Genomic DNA, 19,174 nt, shown 5'->3' on the forward strand with positions numbered 1-19,174 from the left:
GTGTAAGTAAGACTCCTGGAAGACCACCAGGTTGATAGGTTAGAGGTGTAAGCATGGTAACATGTTCAGCTGACTAATACTAATAAGTCGAGGGCTTGACCAAGATAGATTTAAAGTAACAAAAAATATTAATATTGCGATATCCCTCTTTCGTAAGAAAGAGACAAAGCTTCGAGCGTAAGCGAGAAGAATTAACACTGTGCAATTTTCAGAGAATATTTATATTCTCAATCTGGTGATTATGGCCTGAAGGTAACACCCGTTCCCATACCGAACACGAAGGTTAAGCTTCAATGCGCCGATGGTACTGCAGGGGTAACTTTGTGGAAGAGTAGGTTGTTGCCAGGTAATAATAAAAACACTAAGTTTACTTAGTGTTTTTATTTTGTCCAAATTTAAATGAAACTTGATTTCCAGAGAATATTTATATTCTTATCTGGAGATTATGACCTGGAGGTAACCCCCGTTCCCATACCGAACAGGTCGGTTAAGCTTCAATGCAACCATGGTACTGCAGGGGTAACCTTGTGGAAGAGTAGGTTGTCGCCAGGTAATAAGAAAACACTAAGTTTAACTTAGTGTTTTTTACTTTTTTGTAAATAAAATAGCAGTAGTTTGTATTTGGTTAAATTTACTTGAAGCTAGATTTTCAGAAAACATTTATATTTTTATGTGGAGATTATGACCTGGAGGTAACACCCGTTCCCATACCGAACAGGTCGGTTAAGCTTCAATGCAACCATGGTACTGCAGGGGTAACTTTGTGGAAGAGTAGGTTGTCGCCAGGTAATAAAAAAACACTAAGTTTATCTTAGTGTTTTTTACTTTGTCCAAATTTACTTAAAGCTAGATTTTCAGAGAACAGTTATATTTTTATCTGGTGATTATGGCCTGAAGGTAACACCCGTTCCCATACCGAACAGGTCGGTTAAGCTTCAATGCAACCTTGGTACTGCAGGGGTAACCTTGTGGAAGAGTAGGTTGTCGCCAAGTAATAAAAACACTAAGTTTACTTAGTGCTTTTTACTTTTTTGTAAAGATTAAGAAATATGATTTTAAGTCATATTTCTTTGTTATAATTATAGCAGATCATATATAGGTGAGGTTAAATTTTTTTAATAAAACCTTGAATGTTATACCATAAAAGGAGAAGGATTAAAATGAAGACAATACACTGGGGAATTATTGGATGCGGCGATGTTACTGAAGTTAAAAGCGGTCCCGGATTTCAAAATGCGAAGAACTCACAATTAGTAGCTGTTATGCGCCGAAATGGTGAATTAGCAAAAGATTATGCGTTACGTCATAATGTGCCAAAGTGGTATGATGATGCACAAAAATTGATAGATGACCCTGATGTTGATGCAGTTTATATAGCGACTCCACCTGCATTCCATAAAGAGTATACATTGAAATGTGCACAAGCTGGAAAGCCAGTTTATGTTGAAAAACCAATGGCACGAAATTTTGAAGAATGTACAGCTATGATTAAAGCATGTGAAGATGCTGGAGTACCATTATTTGTAGCATATTATAGAAGGACTTTGGATGGTTTTAACAAGGTTAAGGAGCTTATTGATTCAGGCATAATTGGAGAGGTACGTTTGGTTACAGTTAATTTATACAGAAAACCAATTAAGTGTGATCCTAAATCTGGAGAATATCCATGGAGAGTAATACCAAAAATTTCAGGTGGAGGAGAATTTCTCGATCTTGCATCTCATACTCTTGATGTATTAGATTATATTTTAGGACCAATTAAAGAAGCAGTTGGATTTGCGGATAACCAAGCCAAATTGTATGAAGCAGAGGATATTGTTACAGCTTCTCTATCTTTTGAATCCGGAGTAAAAGGAACTGGGACCTGGTGTTTTTCAAGCTTTTCTGATTATGATATAAATGAGATTGTTGGAAACCTTGGTAAAATATCATTTTCAACTTATGGGTCAGAACCAATTTTACTTACAACACTCAAGGGTATTACTAAGACAAATATAATAAAACCAGTTCATATTCAGCAACAATTAATTCAAGTTGTCGTAAATGAACTTAATGGTATTGGAAAAAGCCCAAGCACTGGAGTTAGTGCAGCAAGAACAACTTGGGTGATGGATGAAATCTTAAAAAATTATAGAACTCGTAGAAAACAAATATAATTTATAAAACACCCCAATAATATATACTTTTAATTAGGTATATATTATTGGGGTGTTTTTAATAATGACATATAAGTTATATTATTTTAATGGTAGATCAAAAAAATTTAATTATTATCAAGATGTTAGAAATAAATTAAAATTTAATATCTTAATACTTACATATGCTTAATTTTATTGACAATATACTTATATATACTTATAATTAATTAAGAGGTGATTATATGTATCAAGAAGAGAGGCTTCTAAAAATATTAGAATATTTAAATTACTCAAGTAATCTATCTGTTCATGAAATCTGTAAGATGTTTACAGTATCACGAGATACAGCACGTCGAGATATTGTAAAACTTGTAGATAAAGGCGCTGTGATTCGTACTCATGGAGGGGTTACTCTTCCAGGATTAATAGATACAATCCGAAACTATAGGGAAAGACTTGGAGCACACTCAGAAGAAAAGAAAGAAATAGCTAAAAGAGCTTTAATGTATGTAAAAGATAATGAACATTATTTTTTAGATGTATCTACAACTGTAAGTTACTTAGCAAAGGGATTAAACAAAAGGGTTACAGTATATACTCATTCTCTTGATAACATAGAGATACTCTCAGAAAACAATGATGTATCTGTGCATTGTATTGGTGGGTGCCTTAATAAAACTAATCGCTTTTTTTATAATATAGACTGTAAGAATTCTTTATCTGGGATCAATTTTGATATTGCTTTTTTAGGTGCTGCAGCTATAACTGTGGATGGGATTTATTATGCTAACCATGAAGATGCGTTTATTAAAAAAACTTCTTCGCAACAATCTGATAAAGTAATTCTACTTGCAGGTTTTGAAAAGTATGGAAAAAGTGCTTATTATAAAGGATTAAATTGGAATCAAATTGACATTATTATTACGGATTGTATGCCGCCACCTTTATATGTAGACATTATTAAAAATAATAATATTGAATTAGATATAATAAAATAATGGGAGTGAGATGTAATTTATGAATAAAATCAAAATGATATGTTTAGATATTGATGGGACATTGTTAAACTCACAGCATAAAATTTCACAAAAAACAAACGACATAATTAGAATAGTTGCAAATGAAAAAAAAATACCAGTAATTTTGGTGTCTGCAAGAATGCCTAAGGGAATATTATTTTTGCAAGAAGAACTTAATATAAAGCAGCCAATTATTTGTTATAGTGGTGCATTGGTTATTGATGATAAAGCTAATATTTTATCAAGTAGTGGTATATCAATTTTAAATGTTATAAAAGCATATGGTTTTGCTAAAGAATTGAATGTGCATATGAGTTTATATAAAGATGATGAGTGGTATATTGAAAAGCTAGATGAGTGGGCAAAACAAGAGAGTGAAATAACTAATATCACTCCTATTATTATGAATTTTATTGATCTGTTCAATACATGGAAGCATAAAAATTTAGGACCAAATAAAATTTTGTGTATGGGAAAACCTAATGACATGATATTATTAAATAAAAAAATTAAAGGGTGTCCTCAAAGTGAATTAAATGTATATCCTTCAAAACCTACGTATCTAGAAATGATGCCAAGTAATGTTTCAAAAACATCAGCTATAGAGATTTTGATGCAAAAGTATAATATACAAAGATCAGAGATAATAGCTATGGGTGATAATTATAATGATATTGATATGATAAAATTTGCAGGAATTGGAGTTGCGATGGAGAATGCTCCCGACAAAGTGAAACAATATGCAGATTATGTAACTTTATCAAATGATAATGATGGTGTAGCTGAGGCTATAAAAAAATTTGTTATATCTTAAAGAAATTATTCTATATTTAAATTTTGTAAAGTACCTAATAATATTATATTAGGTACTTTTTGAGTTAGAAAGAAAATTATGAATTATCACTTATATATCGAGATTCCTATGACAATTGTAATAATTCAAGTGACAATTGTCATAGCTTAAGTGACAAAATATAGGTGAAGATAATATATAATTAGTTCATAATATATTTATAAGATAACTGAAAACGTTATCAGAATTAGTGCAATCACAGTTATGCGAGGAATTGTTTATACAATTGAGTTTTAAAATTAAATTGTGGGGGGATATAGAATGAATAAGAGAAAAACAATAAAATTAATAATTGTACTTATGATTATGACAACAGTAATTATTTCTTCAATAAGAGCGTTAGCAGAGGAAAAAACTTCTAGGTCAGATATTTCATACAAATCATTACTAAGTCAAAAACATAGTCCGAGTAGTAATAAGGGCGTTACAACGGATTATTTAGAAAATTATCGTGAACAGTATCACTATTCCCCCACTAAGGCATGGGCAAATGACCCGAATGGAATGGTTTATTTTAAAGGGGAATATCATTTGTTCTATCAATATAATCCAGATGATTCTGTATGGGGACCAATGCATTGGGGACATGCAGTTAGTAAAGATTTAATTCATTGGAAAGAACTACCAATTGCTTTGAATCCAGATAAAGGCGGAACAATTTATTCAGGATCAGCAGTTGTAGATAAAGATAATACTAGTGGTTTCTTTGATGGGATTAAAGGTGGCGGATTAGTTGCAATCTATACTCAAGATTATCTAAATGATAAGGGTACAGAAAAACAAAAGCAAAGTATCGCATATAGTAAAAATAATGGAAGAACGTGGACTAAATATGAAGGAAACCCTGTTATTTCAACAGAAAATGATCCATTAAATAATGGAGCATTTAGAGATCCTAAAGTATTCTATCATGAAGAATCTGGAAAGTGGATGATGGCAGTCGCAGGGGGACCACTGCGGTTCTTCTCATCAACTGATTTAAAGCATTGGAAACCCGAGGGAATGCAAACAGAAATTCAAACAGAATGTCCAGATTTCTTTAAATTAGAAGTAGGAGATAGCGGTAAAAATAAATGGGTATTAAGTGAAGGCGGAAGATATTATCGTGTTGGTGATTTTAAGTTGGTAGGTGGCGTTTGGAAATTTGTTCCTGATAATGATAAGCGTATTGTTATGAATTTTGCTAAAGATTCATATGCAGCTCAAACTTATTCTGGTACAGATGAAAATGGTACACCTGATGGAAGAAGAATTATGATTAACTGGATGAATAATTGGGATTACTGTAATAACATTGCTCCAATAACATTGCTCCAATAACAAAAACATTTAATGGACAATTTACTTTACAAAGTGAATTAAAACTAGTTAATACAAATGAAGGAATACGTTTAACTCAACAACCAATAAAAGAATATAAAAAATTACGTAAAAGTGTTAAAAAATTTAAAAATGTTACAATTTCTCCAGACAAGCCTAAGATTATGGGGCATTTATCCGGAAGTAAATATGAAATTGTTGCAGAGTTTAAACCAGATGAAAAAACAACAGAGTTTGGATTTAAATTACGTGTTGGTGCAGGTCAAGAAACAATAGTTAAATATAATACTCAAACTGAAAAGATAACAATTGATCGTTCAAAATCTGGAAAAGCACCAAGTAATTCAAGTGCTTTCTTAGAATCATATAGTAGTAATGTAAATAAAACAAAAGATGGTAAAATTCAATTAAATATTTTTGTAGATTCATCATCTGTAGAATTATACGGAAATAACGGGGAGGTATGTGCTACAACTCAAATTTTCCCTAATCGTTCTAGTGAAGGAATAGAAGTGTATTCACTTGGAGGAAAAACAAAAGCTTCAATTAATTATTACCCATTAAGTGGTATCTGGAATAATGATATTAAGGGAAAGAGCGCTGTTTTAGTATCATTAAGTGAAGAAGAATTAGAAAAGACTGTAGGCGATGAATTTTCTATTTATACAACTACGATTCCTACAACAGTATCTCAAGGTGTTACATGGAAATTTTCAGATCCTGAGATTTTAGAAATTGTAAGTCAAGATGATACAAAAACCACATTTAGAACAAAAAAAGTAGGAAGTGCAACTTTAACTGCTATTTCTAAAGATGAAAAGGCCCAAAAAACAGCTAATTTAAATATTTACGGTAAGGACACAAGTGATATTATTAAAGATTTAACTAATTTTAGCACTACTGGATCTTGGTATGTTAAGAAGGGTGCTTATGTAGGAAACAATGAAGGTGATGGATTTACGGTAGCAGAACAAACAAATGCTGATCAAAAATCAACATATACTTTAGAGGCTGAAGCTAACCTTTTAGACATAGGTAGTACTGCTGGAATTGTATTGGTATCACAAAATGAAGACCCTAAAAAAGGAGCTATTATAGCAAATGTAAATAAAAATGGTGATTATCGAGTGTTTGTGTTTACAGGAGAATTTGATGATAATGGTAATCCCAAAGTTAAGGATTTGATAGCTGGTATAGTTCCCAAAACAGAAGATAACAAGTACAATTTAAAAGTAGAATTAAAAGGAAACCATATTAGTTATTGGATTAATGGTGAATTAGTATGTGATACTAATCAAGATTATTATAAAACAGGACGATTTGGATTAAATGTTTTTGGTGGAACAACAGAATTTAAAAATGTAAGTTTCAACAGTACTACATCAATGGATCATACAAATATTGAGGGTTCAGGTTTAACTTTTGACAAAACACCAGGAAATTTACACGTGGCTAATGATAGTTATGTAGTGAATAATGGCAAACAGAAGACTGGTGTGGCGATTTCAGATCAACAAATAGACATTAACAAAAATATATATACTTTAGAAATAGATTCTAAAGTTTTAGGAGATTGGCATGCTGATAATCCAGCGAATGGTGATACTATGGGAATTGTATTATTCTCTCAAAGTGACGATCTATTTAGAGATGGAGGTATTGTGGCTAATGTTAATAAATGGGGTTCGTATAATTTGATTGCATATGTGAAAGACGAGAATGGTAACCTTAAAGAGGTTAACCTTGCAGGCGGTAAGGCTTATGAAGCGCAATACAACAAATATAAGTTAAAAGTAAAATTAGAAGGAAACCGAATTAGTTTCTGGATAAATGGAGAATTAGTGTGTGATAATATACAACAAAATTATTACGAAACAGGAAAGTTTGGATTAACTGTATGGAATGGACCTTCAGAATTTAGTAATGTAAATATTACTAGTGACGAGGTTACTCTATTAAAATAGCTCTAGGTGTAGTAAAACAGTAGGCTAATGATATAACTTTTTCTAATGATGAAGATGATTTAGACGAGGTGATACAAAAAAATAAATTATATCTTGAAACCTTTTTATTATGGTTAAATCTTTAAAGGGCCCCTAATAAGTTTTATTAGGTGTTTTTTTGTATTAGAAATAAAATTTAGAATATCAGACTATACATCTATTCTTTATGGAAATAAATTATATATGGTGTTACAATAAAAGTGTAATACTGTAAATCAAAGTAAGGAATAAAACGAAAACGATAACAATGGTTATGGGGGTTTAACGATGGAAATACTAGATAAAGGAAAATGGCAAAATACATCCATAACTAGGATTACATTGTTTGTTGTAAATTTTTTTATGATTGTATTTATGTCTATTGTTAGTTCTAATACAATAGGTCTTATATGTGAAAATAATATGGCAAGGGAATTTATTGAAAAAATTAAATCAGTCCCAACTGTAGCATGGAAAATGCCTGTATTTGCTGTGATATTATTATTTATGCTTAGTTTAGGTGTTATAGTTCGAGAAAAGTTTTTTATGAAAAATCAATTAGTACTTTATTTATTTTGCATTTATGATATTTTATTATGTATTGCAATAATGTTTTATCTTAATATGGACTACAATGGGATATTATTTATAGCGATAGCAAATATACTTACTTATATTGATGGTAAAAAAAGAAAAAGTATATTTATTTCAGCAATAATTATTATTTATATAGTATTAGATTATAATATTTTGTCCATTAATTTTAATATATTTAATATGAATGATTATGTTCAATACTATACTTCAATGCAAAGACTTTATTTTTTTAGTATTAAAAATATACTTAATTCTACTAATGAAATTATTTTTATTTTATTTATGATTCAAGTTATTCAAAGTGAGAAGGATGAAAATGAGAAAATTTCTGAACTATACAGTAAACTATATAAATCTTTGGAGGAATTGGAAGTTGTAAATATTCAATTACAAGACTATGCTAGAAAATCGCAGGAAACAGCCAAGATTAAAGAGAGAAACAGACTAGCAAGGGAAATTCATGATACTATTGGTCATACACTTACGGGTATAGCTATTGGGTTAGAAGCATGTATAGAATTATCAGAAATTGATCTAGTTAAGATGAAGATTCAAATGGTAAAAATATCAGCACTTGCTAGAAAGGGCCTATTGGATGTAAGAAGGTCTATGAATGAATTAAGACCAGATGCATTAGAAAGGTTTACACTGATTTCAGCAATTTCTAAGTTATCTGAAGATATAAATGAGTGTACAAAAACTAAAGTTAAGATTGTAATTAATGGACAAGCATACAAAATGGCGGCTGATGAAGAAGAAACTGTTTATAGAATAGTGCAAGAGGGAATAACCAATGCAGTAAGACATGGAGCTGCAAGTAAAATTATAATCACTTTAGAATTTTCAAAGAATAAGTTAAAAATTGAAATAAAGGATGATGGAGTAGGTGCAGATGAAATTAAAAAAGGTTTTGGACTAAGAAACATTGGGGAAAGAGTAGAAATGCTTGGGGGAAAAGTAAATTTCGGAGGAATTCCATTAGGTGGATTTATTATTTCTGCTTGCTTGCCTATAAGGAGGAAAATTAGTAATGATTAAAATATTAATTGCTGAAGACCAAGAGATCATTAGTCAAAGCCTAGAGATAATTCTTGGTAATAAGCCTGATTTAAAAGTAATTGGAGTTGCGAGTGATGGTGAAAAAGCTGTTACATTAGCCAAAAGATTAATTCCAGATATTATTTTAATGGATATACGTATGCCAGGAATAGATGGAGTGAAATGCATAAAAATTATAAAAAAAGTATTGCCACAAATAAAAATAATAGTACTTACAACATTTGATGATAATGATTATGTGTTTAATGCTCTAAAAAATGGAGCAAGTGGTTACTTATTAAAGGGATTATCTTCTATAGAATTGGTTGCGGCTATTAGAACAGTATTTAATGGAGGAGCTCTTATTAATCCAAGCGTTGCAGTGAAAGTAGTTGAATTTTTTCATGAAACTGAGGCAGAGGACTTTAAAATACATGTAGATGAGTTAGAATTCAATAATTTAAGTAAAAATGAGCTCCGAATAATGCAATTAATAGGTAGGGGGATGTCAAATAGGGAAATAGCTTCTGAGGTCAATTTTAGTGAGGGAACTGTGAGAAATTATATAAGTACTATTTTAAGTAAATTGCAATTAAGAGATAGGACTCAGATAGCAATTTTCGCAATTCAATCTAGATTGGAGTTGAAAAAGATTGAAAATTAGAATAGCAAGAAAAGACTCTAAAAAAATTGCTATATCTATAATTTGTATTATCACAATCATAACATCTGCTTTTTATATTTATTATAAGTGTAAAAATAAAATGGTAGTATTAAATTTTGGTACATTCGTTGGCAGTATGAATGATGCACCTGATTTTCAATCTTATAAAGCTCTAGATGATGCAATATATAAGTTTGAAAAAGCTAATCCACATATAAAGGTTAAATACGAAAGTGGCATATTAAAGAGTGATTATTCAGAGCAATTATCACAGGACATATTAAAAGGGAATGAACCTGATTTATTTTGTGTCTTGCCCGGTGATTTTAATACTTTTGCATCTATTGGTGAATTGAAAAATCTCGACAATTTAATTAAAACTGACAAGACATTAGATTTATCTAAGCAATATGCAACTGCAATAAAGTCAGGTAAATACAAAAGTTCACAATATGCTATTGCAAAAGAGGTTGATCCTGAATTAATGTTTGTAAATAAAACCTTACTTGAAAAGCAAGGAATAAAATTACCTAGTGTAGATTGGACATGGAAGGATTTCTATAAGATATGCAAGGATGTAACTTTAGACACCAATAAAGATGGTAAGATTGATCAATTTGGGACTGTAGGATTTGACTGGAAACAGGCGGTTTATACTAATGGTCAGAAGCTTTTTGATGCAAATGGAAATAAAGCTACATTTGATAATGTAGGTGTTACTGAGGCAATAAATTTTGTCTTACAGCTTAATAAGTTAAATCAAAATTATATAGTTAATTTAAAAGATTTTGATGATGGTAAGGTTGCTTTTAGGCCTTTCCCATTTTCAACATATAGTGCATATAACGTATATCCATATAAAGTAATGAAATATGGACAATTTGAATGGGAATGTATAAAGTTACCTAGAGGCCCTGAAGGGAAAAATGCTGGACAGCTTGATAGTTTACTTATGGGAATTAGTTCAAGAACAAAACATGAAAAAGAAGCCTGGAAATTTTTGAAATTTTTAACTAATGATAAGGATGTTCAACTGGATGTTTTTAAATATTCTCATGGGATGCCGGTTATAAAAGAATTAGTGGAATCAAAAGGAACAGATAAAGTGCTTTCTAAGTATAATTCAGATGGAAAAAAATTTATTGACAAGAAGGAGTTAAGTGAAGTAGTAGAACAATCAATTGTAACTTCAAGTTTTCATAAATATGAGGCAAGTATGGAGATTGCCGATAAGGACATATTTCAATTAATTAATAGTGGAGGAGACGTGCAAGATACATTAACCAAGTTGAACTATAAATTAAATGACTTTCTTAAACCTTAGGCAAATATTAGGAGGAAGTAAATGTCTAAAAAAAATATAGCAATAATATTAATAATTTTCATGATTCTGTTTTTGGGTGTACTCAGTGTATTTATGAGCTTTAATAAAGATCTTCCTTTTGGAGAAAAAAAATTAAAGTTTGGCGCAACCTATATGAATATGAATAATGCATATTGTGTTAAACTTAATGAGGGTATAAAAAAGGTTGTTGAATCTCAAAATGGAAACCTTATTTCACTTGATGCGCAGCTTGAAGTTTCAAAACAAATATCTCAAGTTAATGATCTTATAGCTCAGAAAGTAGATGTTATATTTATAAATACTGTTGATTGGAAAGGGATAAAGCCTGCATTAATAGCTGCAAAAAAAGCTAAAATACCTGTTATAGTTATTGATTCTCCCGTTTTTGATGATAATCTAGTTGATTGCACTGTGGTATCTGAAAATTATAATGCAGGCGTATTATGTGCGAAAGATTTAGTAGCAAAATTAAAGGGAAAAGGAAATGTTGTCATTATTGAACATCCAACTGCAAAATCAGGTATTCAGAGAATTCAAGGTTTTGAGGATATAATAAAGAAATATAGTGGGATTAAGATTGTTGCTAGGAAGACTTCAAATGGTCAACTAGAGCTTTCTATGGAAGTTATGGATAGTATAATTAAAACAACTAAACACATAGATGCTGTTATGTGTCTTAATGATCCAACAGCCTTAGGTGTTATTGCAGCCTTTGAAAACAATAAAATAGATAATAAAGCATATATTTACGGAATTGATGGATCGGATGATGCAATAGCGATGATTGAAAAAGGAAAACTTGCAGCAACAGTAGCACAGTCTCCAGATATGATTGGAAAGATTGCCGCACAAACTGCGTTAAAAAAATTAAAAGGAATAAAAATTAAAAAGTATATAAATGTTCCTGTAAAATTAATCAATAAATCAAATTTGGTGTACCCATGATGATATGGGTACACCATTTTTTTATGATTTTTTAGTTGGGCAACTTCAATTCAACTTAATAATGTTAATGACTAATGTAATGGTTTAAATGACAATTGTCATAATTTAAATGACAAAATGTAGGTGAAGTAAATATAAAATTAGTCCATAATATATTTATAAGTCAATTAGGCCTAATTGATAACGTTACCACATATAGAAATTATTTTAAATAATGTATGAAAAAATAATTTATATTGGACATTATAGTAATAAAAGTTAAACCAAAAATTGCATTAGAAAATGGGGGGATGAAAATGGTAGCTATTATGGTTGGAACGCATGGAAGTTTTTCAAAACAAATATTAAGATCAGCTGAAATGATATTTGGCAAACAAGAAAATGTATCATCAGTTACTTTCGAGACCGGTGAAGGAATTGAAGATCTTGTAGAAAAGTACAAAAAGGCAGCAGAAAAATTGAATTGTAAAGAAGGAGTGCTTTTTTTAGTAGATTTGTTTGGAGGAAGCCCATTTAATGCAGCAAGTAGAGTAGTAACAGAGGGTGATAATATGGATGTGCTTACCGGTATTAATTTACCAATGCTACTTGAGATTTATGGATCTAGAGGGTTTTCTAACCTTGAAGAGCTAGTTAGTATAGGAAAAAAAGCAGGAGCTGAAGGAATAAAATCATTAAGAGAAGTTCTTGCTCAGCCAGATGATGATGAAGAATTATTATAATTAACGGGAGGAATTAGAAATGAATATAAATTTTGTGAGGATAGATGACAGATTAATACATGGTCAAGTTGCAAGTATATGGGTAAAAGAAACAAAGTGTAATAAAATATTTGTGTGCAGTGATGAGGTTTCTAAAGATAAATTAAGAAAAACATTACTTTTAAAAGTTGCACCTCCAGGAGTAAAAGCTTATGTATTACCTATTGATAAGGTACTTCAGGTTTATAAAAATCCTAAATATGATTCTTTTAAAGCATTAATATTATGTGTAAATCCGGGAGATGTTTTAAGACTTATTCAAGGTGGTATGGTTATGAAATCCGTAAATCTTGGAGGAATGTGTTTTAAAACTGGAAGAACACAGATAAGCGGTGCAGTTTCTCTTGGACCTGAAGATGTTGATGCCTTAAATAAAATACATGAATTAGGAATTGAACTTGAACTAAGAAAAATTGCAAGTGATTCTAAAATTGATGTAATGAGTAAAATAAAGGATTTATAAATTTATCGTTGTAAAGGTTTATATAACTGTAATCTAAAAAGAAACACAATTTAAAAGGAGGGTTATTTATGACTACTATTCAATTTATTTTAGTACTTGTTGTCGCTATGATAACAGGCATGGGAAGTGTGCTTGACAGTATGCAAACACACAGACCGCTTATAGCATGTACTTTAATTGGTATTGTTCTAGGGGATATGAAAACAGGAATTATTTTAGGGGGTACATTAGAACTTTTAGCTCTAGGTTGGATGAACGTTGGAGCGGCTATGGGACCAGATAGTGCACTTGCTAGTGTTATCGCAACTATTTTGGTAATAACAGGTAATCAACCAATTACAACAGGTATAGCAATTGCAATTCCAATTGCAGCAGCTGGGCAAGTTTTAACGATATTTGTTAGAACTATAACAATATTTTTTCAACATCGTTGTGATAAATATGCTGAAGACGCTAATTTTAGAGCAATAGAACTTACTCATTTTGGAGCATTGATATTGCAAGGCCTTCGTATTGCAATTCCAGCGGCACTAGTAGCAGCAGTAGCTGGCACTAGCGGAGTTACTGCTATGCTAGCAGCGATACCTTTACCTATAACAAAAGGATTACAGATTGCTGGTGGAATGATCGTTGTTGTTGGTTATGCTATGGTAATTAACATGATGGAAGCAAAATACTTAATGCCATTCTTCTTAGTTGGTTTTTCAATTGCAGCATTTACAACATTTACGCTTGTTGGATTCGGAATACTCGCTGTTTCAGTAGCTATATTCTATATCCAATTAAATCCAAAATATAGTCAAGTTCAAGTTTATGATGAAATAGATGATTTGTAAAAGGGGGAGATAATATGAGTGAGAGTAATTTAACTGAAAATCACATTGGAAATGACAAAACATTGAAATCAAAGGAAATATCTAAGGGTGAAAATAGATTAACCAAAGGTGATTTAAAAAGCATGTTTTGGCGTTCATGGTTTATATTAGGATCATTTAATTTTGAAAGAAATCAAAGTATGGGTTTTTGTGTAAGCATGATTCCAGCTATAAAAAGATTTTATAAAACTAAAGAAGATCAGTCAGCAGCATTAAAAAGACATTTAGAATTTTTTAATACCACTCCATATATGGCTGCACCTATCATGGGTGTTACGGCAGCTATGGAACAAGAAAGATCTATTGGAGCTCCAATTGATGACGCAGCTATTAGTGGTGTAAAAATTGGACTTATAGGGCCACTTGCAGGTGTAGGCGATCCTGTATTTTGGGGAACATTAAGACCACTTTTCGCAGCATTAGGCGCATCAGTTGCAGTTACTGGAAGCATTTTAGGACCATTACTTTTCTTTATACCATTTAATATCTGTAGAATATTGACATTATGGTTTGGTCTTAAATTTGGATATGAAAAAGGGACGGCAGTTGTATCAGAGGCATCTGGTAACACATTACAGAAAATAACTGAAGGAGCTTCAATAGCCGGACTATTTATAATGGGAGCACTAGTTTGTAAATGGACTAATATTAATGTACCATTAGTAGTCTCAAGAATTAAAGGTGCCGATGGTGTAGTGGTTGTTACTACTGTTCAAACTATTTTGGATTCTTTAATTCCAGGATTACTTCCATTATTATTAACTTTCGGTTGTATGAAGTTATTAAAGAAAAAAGTTAATCCTATGACAATAATATTTGGAATGTTTGCTGTGGGCATATTAGGTTATATGGGTGGATTCTTAAAATAACTTAGAATTATTAATAAGGATTTAGAAGCCATTTAATGATTTTATAATATAAGTTAAGGCTATCTTTTAAACGAGAGATAGCCTTAATCTATATATTTTAATCTATAAAGGAGATGAAAACTAAGATGCTTAATATTATATCGATTATTGTAGTAGTAATAGCACTAATTATATATTTATTTTTCATAATTTTTAACTTTTATCAACAAAAATATTATTATCAGGCATATAGTCCTAAATCAATAAGATCAGGTGAAATACTAAAATATCCTGAAAAATATAATATGGACGGGTTTGTTAGCGTATCAAGTCAAAAACAGTATCAAGAGGCTGCTGCACTTAAGATGATAAATGATAAAATTAATACAAATCAAAATATATCCATAAATAATGTTAACTTTCTTATGGGTTATACATACGGAGCTAGTTTTAATAAGATAAATAAAAACTTTGTGCCATTTCTAGAGCCCATTTCATGTGTGAAAGTATCTGCACCATTTTTGGGGCTGAATATGGATTACCGTACATCAAACAGTCCTAAAATATTTTTAGATGCAGTAAAGTATTACATTTCAAAGGGATATCCTGTATTAGCACAATTGGACATGGCTACTCTTTTAGGGAGAAAAGGTTTTTATTCAATAAGCGAACTTATAGTAGGATATAATAAGAAGGGGTTTTATTATTATGATACGCTTGGAATTAATAACGAAAAGAAGAAGTATGTTTCAAACAGACAATTCGTTGCTGCCACCAATAGATTGAATACAAAGTTTAAAAAACCATGGAAATATGGATTTTGCATTTTTAAGGCTAGCGAAGAAAAAAAGCAGATTAAAAATGCAATTAAAATTAACGCAAAAAATCTTATTGGAGAAACAAGTGATAGGACTGCTTCAGGATCACAAGCAATAGCAGCATATGCAAAGCATATTAAAGAAACAAAAACGTTTGACAGTGGATGGGTAATTGAAGCCTTAGAATATTCAAGAAGAGATAACGCTGAATTTTTTGAAGAATTTTTTAAAGATAATTCAGATTTAAGTAAAGTAGCTAATTTGTTTAGAGCAGTAAGTGAAAATTATAATAAAGCATTAAAAATTATTAAAGTAAACGTGAATGATGAAAACATAGAGAAAGTAAGCAACCTTTTGTTTGAAAATTCACAAGTAGAGCAGCAAATAGGTAAAATATTAGAAAAGGCTTCCTAAAGTTTAAATATAATCATTGTTTAAGCATGTTTATCATTTCTTTTGAAAACACAAAAAAATGGGACCTATAAATAGAAAGCAGTAATTATTAATGGTCTATTATATAGGTTCATTTTTTTATTTGTTCTGATTGTTTATGAGGGGTTATGAGGGGTTATTAAAGGCCGTTATGTCACTTAACTCATTAGAGTTAACACCTTTAATTCCAAGCCCAGGTGAGTCTGGAAGCGTTATAATGCTCTCATTAAAAATTGCACCGCCTATTATGGGGTCAACGTCGCATAATATTGGTCCATCCAAGTCTATTTTTGTTATAATACTTTTAGCTGACGCTAGATGTGCTGCAGCTGTAACACTAATCTTTGATTCTAACATGCAACCAATCATACACTGCATGCCATATATTTCTGCTATGGAGCATATCTTTAAAGCATTATATATTCCACCTGTTTTCATTAATTTTATATTAATAAGATCTGCCGCTCGAGTTTGCATGATCTTTAGAGCATCCATAGGGGAGAAAACACTCTCATCAGCCATAACTGGTATGGATATATTGTCTGTAACAAATTTTAATCCTTCTATGTCATGTGCCTCAACTGGTTGTTCTACAAACTCGATATCGAGTCCAGCATCTTCAATTTTTCGCAGTGTTAAAACAGCTTCTTTGGGTTTCCAACCTTGATTAGCATCAAGTCTTATATTTACGTTATATCCAACGACATCTCGCACTGCCTTTAACCTTAATATATCAAGGGTAGAACCTTTTCCAACTTTTATTTTTAAAGTTTTATATCCAAGTGCTATTGCACTGAGACTATCACTTGCCATTTCCTGAGGGTCATTAACACTTATAGTAATATCAGTTACAAGTTCTTTTTTATGACCGCCGAGTAACTTATACAAGGGTGTCTTATATAATTGCCCAAAAAGATCATAAAGTGCCATATCTATTGCAGCTTTTGAACTAGTGTTATTGACAATACATTTATTTAATCTGATCATGATATCCTCAAAGTATGATATATCCATTCCAATAATAGCTTTTTTAATATGATCATTTATTGCACCAATTATGGCTCCTTTGGTATCACCAGTTATAACTCCAGTAGGTGGAGCTTCACCAAAACCAACATTACCTGAATCTGTTTTAATAATAACAATAATGTCTTCTACAGAATTTACAGTTCTTAAAGCTGTTTTAAATGGTCTTTTTAAAGGTACAGAAATAGAGTCTATTTCAATATCAGTAATTTTCATATTATTTTCCTCCTATAATAAAAAGTAACAAAAGGAGCTTTTAGCAAACCGCTTAAACTCCTTTTCTTAGTATACTGAGGAATTGGGGGATTAACCTTTCCTATTGATAGCACTAAATAATGCATTTAGTGAGGCCGTATCAATATTTGCTGAAACACCAACTCCAAAATATCTTTTTCCATTGTACTCTATTTGTATATAAGTGGCAGCTTTTGAGTTTGAGCCACTACCTAGAGCATGTTCATCGTAAGATATAAAGTTATAACCATTAATATCTGATGCATGTAGCGCATTAAATATAGCATCTACAGGGCCATTGCCTACTCCAGAAATATTCATTTCTTTTCCACTTACAGATATTAATGCTTGAATATCTACTATATTTTCATCTGTTTCTACATTTTGCACTGATTGAATTGTATAATTTTTTAATAAATTTGGAGATTTTATGTTTAAGTATTCTTTCTCAAATAAATCATAAATTTGTTTTCCAGAGAGTTCAGTACCAAGTAGGTCTGTTTTCTCTTTTACTAGGCTACCAAAATCAACCTGCATAGCTTTTGGTAAAATAAAACCAAATTCATTTTCCATAATAAAGGCAGCACCACCTTTACCAGATTGACTGTTAATACGTATAATTTCTTCATAATCTCGACCTACATCATGGGGGTCAATTGGAAGATAAGGGACTTCCCAAAAACTGTTATTCTCATCTTTTCGAGCTTTAAATCCTTTTCTGATTGCATCTTGGTGTGAACCAGAAAAGGCGGTATACACAAGCTTACCTGCATATGGATGACGATCATGTACTGTCATTTTAGTAACAGTTTCATAGACGTCTACTATATGAGGAAGCTTTGAAAAGTCTAATTCAGAATTTATCCCTTGAACATGCATGTTTAGTGCCATTTCCATAATATCAAGATTTCCTGTTCGCTCACCGTTACCAAATAGAGTTCCTTCGACTCTGTCAGCACCTGCAAGAACTCCGAGCTCTGATGCAGCAGTACAAGTACCACGATCATTATGAGAATGAAGACTTATAAGAACGCTTTCTCTATTCTTAATGTTTGAGCAGAACCATTCAATTTGGTCTGCATATATATTAGGAGTAGCCATTTCAACAGTTGAAGGCAAGTTTAAGATTGCCTTATTTAATGGAGTTGGTTTCCAAACATCTAGTATAGCTTCGCAAATTTCAAGTGAATATTCGAGCTCAGTTCCAGTAAAACTTTCAGGGGAATATTCAAAGGTGAAATCCGACTCAGGATATTTGTCCTTCTCTATCATAAGAAGTTTTGCACCACTAACTCCGATATTAATTATTTCTTGCTTACTTTTGTGAAAAACAACCCTTCGTTGTAAAACTGAAGTTGAATTATAAAGGTGAACAATAGCTTTCTTTACACCCTTAAGGCTTTCAAATGTTTTCTTTATTAGATGCTGCCTTGACTGAGTTAAAACTTGAATAGTTACATCATCTGGAATAAGATTATCTTCTATTAATGTTCTTAAAAATTGATATTCTGTACTTGAAGCTGAGGGAAAACCTACTTCTATTTCCTTAAAGCCAATATTAACAAGCAATTTAAAAAATTCAACTTTCTCTTCTACATTCATTGGAATTGGAAGAGATTGATTACCATCTCTTAAATCAACACTACACCATGTTGGTGCTTTTTCTATTTGTTTATCAGGCCACTGACGATTTTTAATATTAATTTTACCAAATGGTTTATATTTTTTATAAGACATTTATAACACCCCTTTTAAATTATTAAGAATAAAACAAAGAAACCTAGCCTCAATCAAGAGGCGAAGTTTCTTTTCGCGG

The 19,174-nt window shown here is 31.2% G+C and carries 16 protein-coding genes, 5 rRNA genes and 1 other annotated feature (1 of these 22 cut by a window edge); of the genes, 19 read left to right on the forward strand and 2 right to left on the reverse strand.

From position 1 onward, the window contains the following. From KPL38_RS08820 to KPL38_RS08905, 19 genes are all read left to right on the forward strand, one after another. A 23S ribosomal RNA gene (locus KPL38_RS08820) occupies window positions 1-103 on the forward strand; the annotation flags it as partial. A 128-nt stretch (window positions 104-231) separates the two neighbouring features. Then, a 5S ribosomal RNA gene (rrf, locus tag KPL38_RS08825) occupies window positions 232-348 on the forward strand. An 87-nt stretch (window positions 349-435) separates the two neighbouring features. Continuing rightward, window positions 436-552: ribosomal RNA gene (gene rrf / locus KPL38_RS08830) — 5S ribosomal RNA — on the forward strand. Between the two features lie 119 nt (window positions 553-671). Further along, window positions 672-788, forward strand: a 5S ribosomal RNA gene (gene rrf, locus KPL38_RS08835). Between the two features lie 88 nt (window positions 789-876). Continuing rightward, window positions 877-993: ribosomal RNA gene (gene rrf, locus KPL38_RS08840) — 5S ribosomal RNA — on the forward strand. A gap of 167 nt (window positions 994-1,160) precedes the next feature. Next, complete coding sequence (locus KPL38_RS08845) at window positions 1,161-2,156, forward strand: Gfo/Idh/MocA family protein (RefSeq protein WP_216288779.1); 996 nt, start codon at window positions 1,161-1,163, stop codon at window positions 2,154-2,156. Between the two features lie 224 nt (window positions 2,157-2,380). Next, the gene (locus KPL38_RS08850) at window positions 2,381-3,136 is read left to right on the forward strand and encodes a DeoR/GlpR family DNA-binding transcription regulator (protein ID WP_216288780.1); all 756 of its coding nucleotides are present in this window, start codon (window positions 2,381-2,383) and stop codon (window positions 3,134-3,136) included. Window positions 3,137-3,155: 19 nt separating this feature from the next. Further along, complete coding sequence (locus KPL38_RS08855; RefSeq protein WP_216288781.1) at window positions 3,156-3,971, forward strand: Cof-type HAD-IIB family hydrolase; 816 nt, start codon at window positions 3,156-3,158, stop codon at window positions 3,969-3,971. A gap of 300 nt (window positions 3,972-4,271) precedes the next feature. Further along, window positions 4,272-5,330 (forward strand): glycoside hydrolase family 32 protein, encoded by a 1,059-nt coding sequence (locus KPL38_RS19630; RefSeq protein ID WP_246577887.1) that lies wholly within the window; start codon window positions 4,272-4,274, stop codon window positions 5,328-5,330. A 140-nt stretch (window positions 5,331-5,470) separates the two neighbouring features. Next, window positions 5,471-7,294, forward strand: coding sequence for a GH32 C-terminal domain-containing protein (locus KPL38_RS19635; RefSeq protein WP_312884183.1), 1,824 nt, complete (start codon window positions 5,471-5,473; stop codon window positions 7,292-7,294). A 306-nt stretch (window positions 7,295-7,600) separates the two neighbouring features. Further along, window positions 7,601-8,947 (forward strand): sensor histidine kinase, encoded by a 1,347-nt coding sequence (locus tag KPL38_RS08865; protein ID WP_216288782.1) that lies wholly within the window; start codon window positions 7,601-7,603, stop codon window positions 8,945-8,947. Next, the gene (locus tag KPL38_RS08870) at window positions 8,940-9,611 is read left to right on the forward strand and encodes a response regulator transcription factor (protein WP_216288783.1); all 672 of its coding nucleotides are present in this window, start codon (window positions 8,940-8,942) and stop codon (window positions 9,609-9,611) included. Before KPL38_RS08865 ends, KPL38_RS08870 begins: the two co-directional genes overlap by 8 nt. Then, window positions 9,601-10,935, forward strand: a complete 1,335-nt coding sequence (locus KPL38_RS08875; RefSeq protein WP_216288784.1) for an ABC transporter substrate-binding protein — start codon at window positions 9,601-9,603, stop codon at window positions 10,933-10,935. The genes KPL38_RS08870 and KPL38_RS08875 overlap by 11 nt, the downstream gene beginning before the upstream one ends. Window positions 10,936-10,956: 21 nt before the next feature. Beyond that, the gene (locus KPL38_RS08880; protein ID WP_216288785.1) at window positions 10,957-11,901 is read left to right on the forward strand and encodes a sugar ABC transporter substrate-binding protein; all 945 of its coding nucleotides are present in this window, start codon (window positions 10,957-10,959) and stop codon (window positions 11,899-11,901) included. Window positions 11,902-12,197: 296 nt separating this feature from the next. Next, window positions 12,198-12,623 (forward strand): PTS sugar transporter subunit IIA, encoded by a 426-nt coding sequence (locus tag KPL38_RS08885; RefSeq protein ID WP_216288786.1) that lies wholly within the window; start codon window positions 12,198-12,200, stop codon window positions 12,621-12,623. A 19-nt stretch (window positions 12,624-12,642) separates the two neighbouring features. Further along, the gene (locus tag KPL38_RS08890; RefSeq protein ID WP_216288787.1) at window positions 12,643-13,125 is read left to right on the forward strand and encodes a PTS sugar transporter subunit IIB; all 483 of its coding nucleotides are present in this window, start codon (window positions 12,643-12,645) and stop codon (window positions 13,123-13,125) included. Window positions 13,126-13,193: 68 nt separating this feature from the next. Beyond that, window positions 13,194-13,961, forward strand: a complete 768-nt coding sequence (locus KPL38_RS08895; protein WP_216288788.1) for a PTS mannose/fructose/sorbose transporter subunit IIC — start codon at window positions 13,194-13,196, stop codon at window positions 13,959-13,961. A 14-nt stretch (window positions 13,962-13,975) separates the two neighbouring features. Further along, on the forward strand, window positions 13,976-14,869 hold the full coding sequence (gene manZ, locus KPL38_RS08900; RefSeq protein ID WP_216288789.1) for a PTS mannose transporter subunit IID: 894 nt from the start codon (window positions 13,976-13,978) through the stop codon (window positions 14,867-14,869). 125 nt (window positions 14,870-14,994) lie between these two features. After that, on the forward strand, window positions 14,995-16,080 hold the full coding sequence (locus KPL38_RS08905) for a cysteine peptidase family C39 domain-containing protein (protein WP_216288790.1): 1,086 nt from the start codon (window positions 14,995-14,997) through the stop codon (window positions 16,078-16,080). 144 nt (window positions 16,081-16,224) lie between these two features. On the opposite strand, the gene KPL38_RS08910 is transcribed toward KPL38_RS08905, so the two are convergent. Then, complete coding sequence (locus KPL38_RS08910; RefSeq protein WP_216288791.1) at window positions 16,225-17,340, reverse strand: dipeptide epimerase; 1,116 nt, start codon at window positions 17,338-17,340, stop codon at window positions 16,225-16,227. A gap of 90 nt (window positions 17,341-17,430) precedes the next feature. After that, window positions 17,431-19,095 carry a 2-isopropylmalate synthase gene (gene leuA, locus KPL38_RS08915; RefSeq protein ID WP_216288792.1) on the reverse strand — a complete coding sequence of 555 codons (1,665 nt, stop codon included), beginning with the start codon at window positions 19,093-19,095 and terminating at the stop codon, window positions 17,431-17,433. 53 nt (window positions 19,096-19,148) lie between these two features. Next, window positions 19,149-19,174, reverse strand: a binding site (T-box leader); it runs 192 nt beyond the window's last position.

It is taken from the genome of Clostridium psychrophilum (assembly GCF_018861705.1).
GTDB lineage: Bacteria > Bacillota > Clostridia > Clostridiales > Clostridiaceae > Clostridium_AD > Clostridium_AD psychrophilum.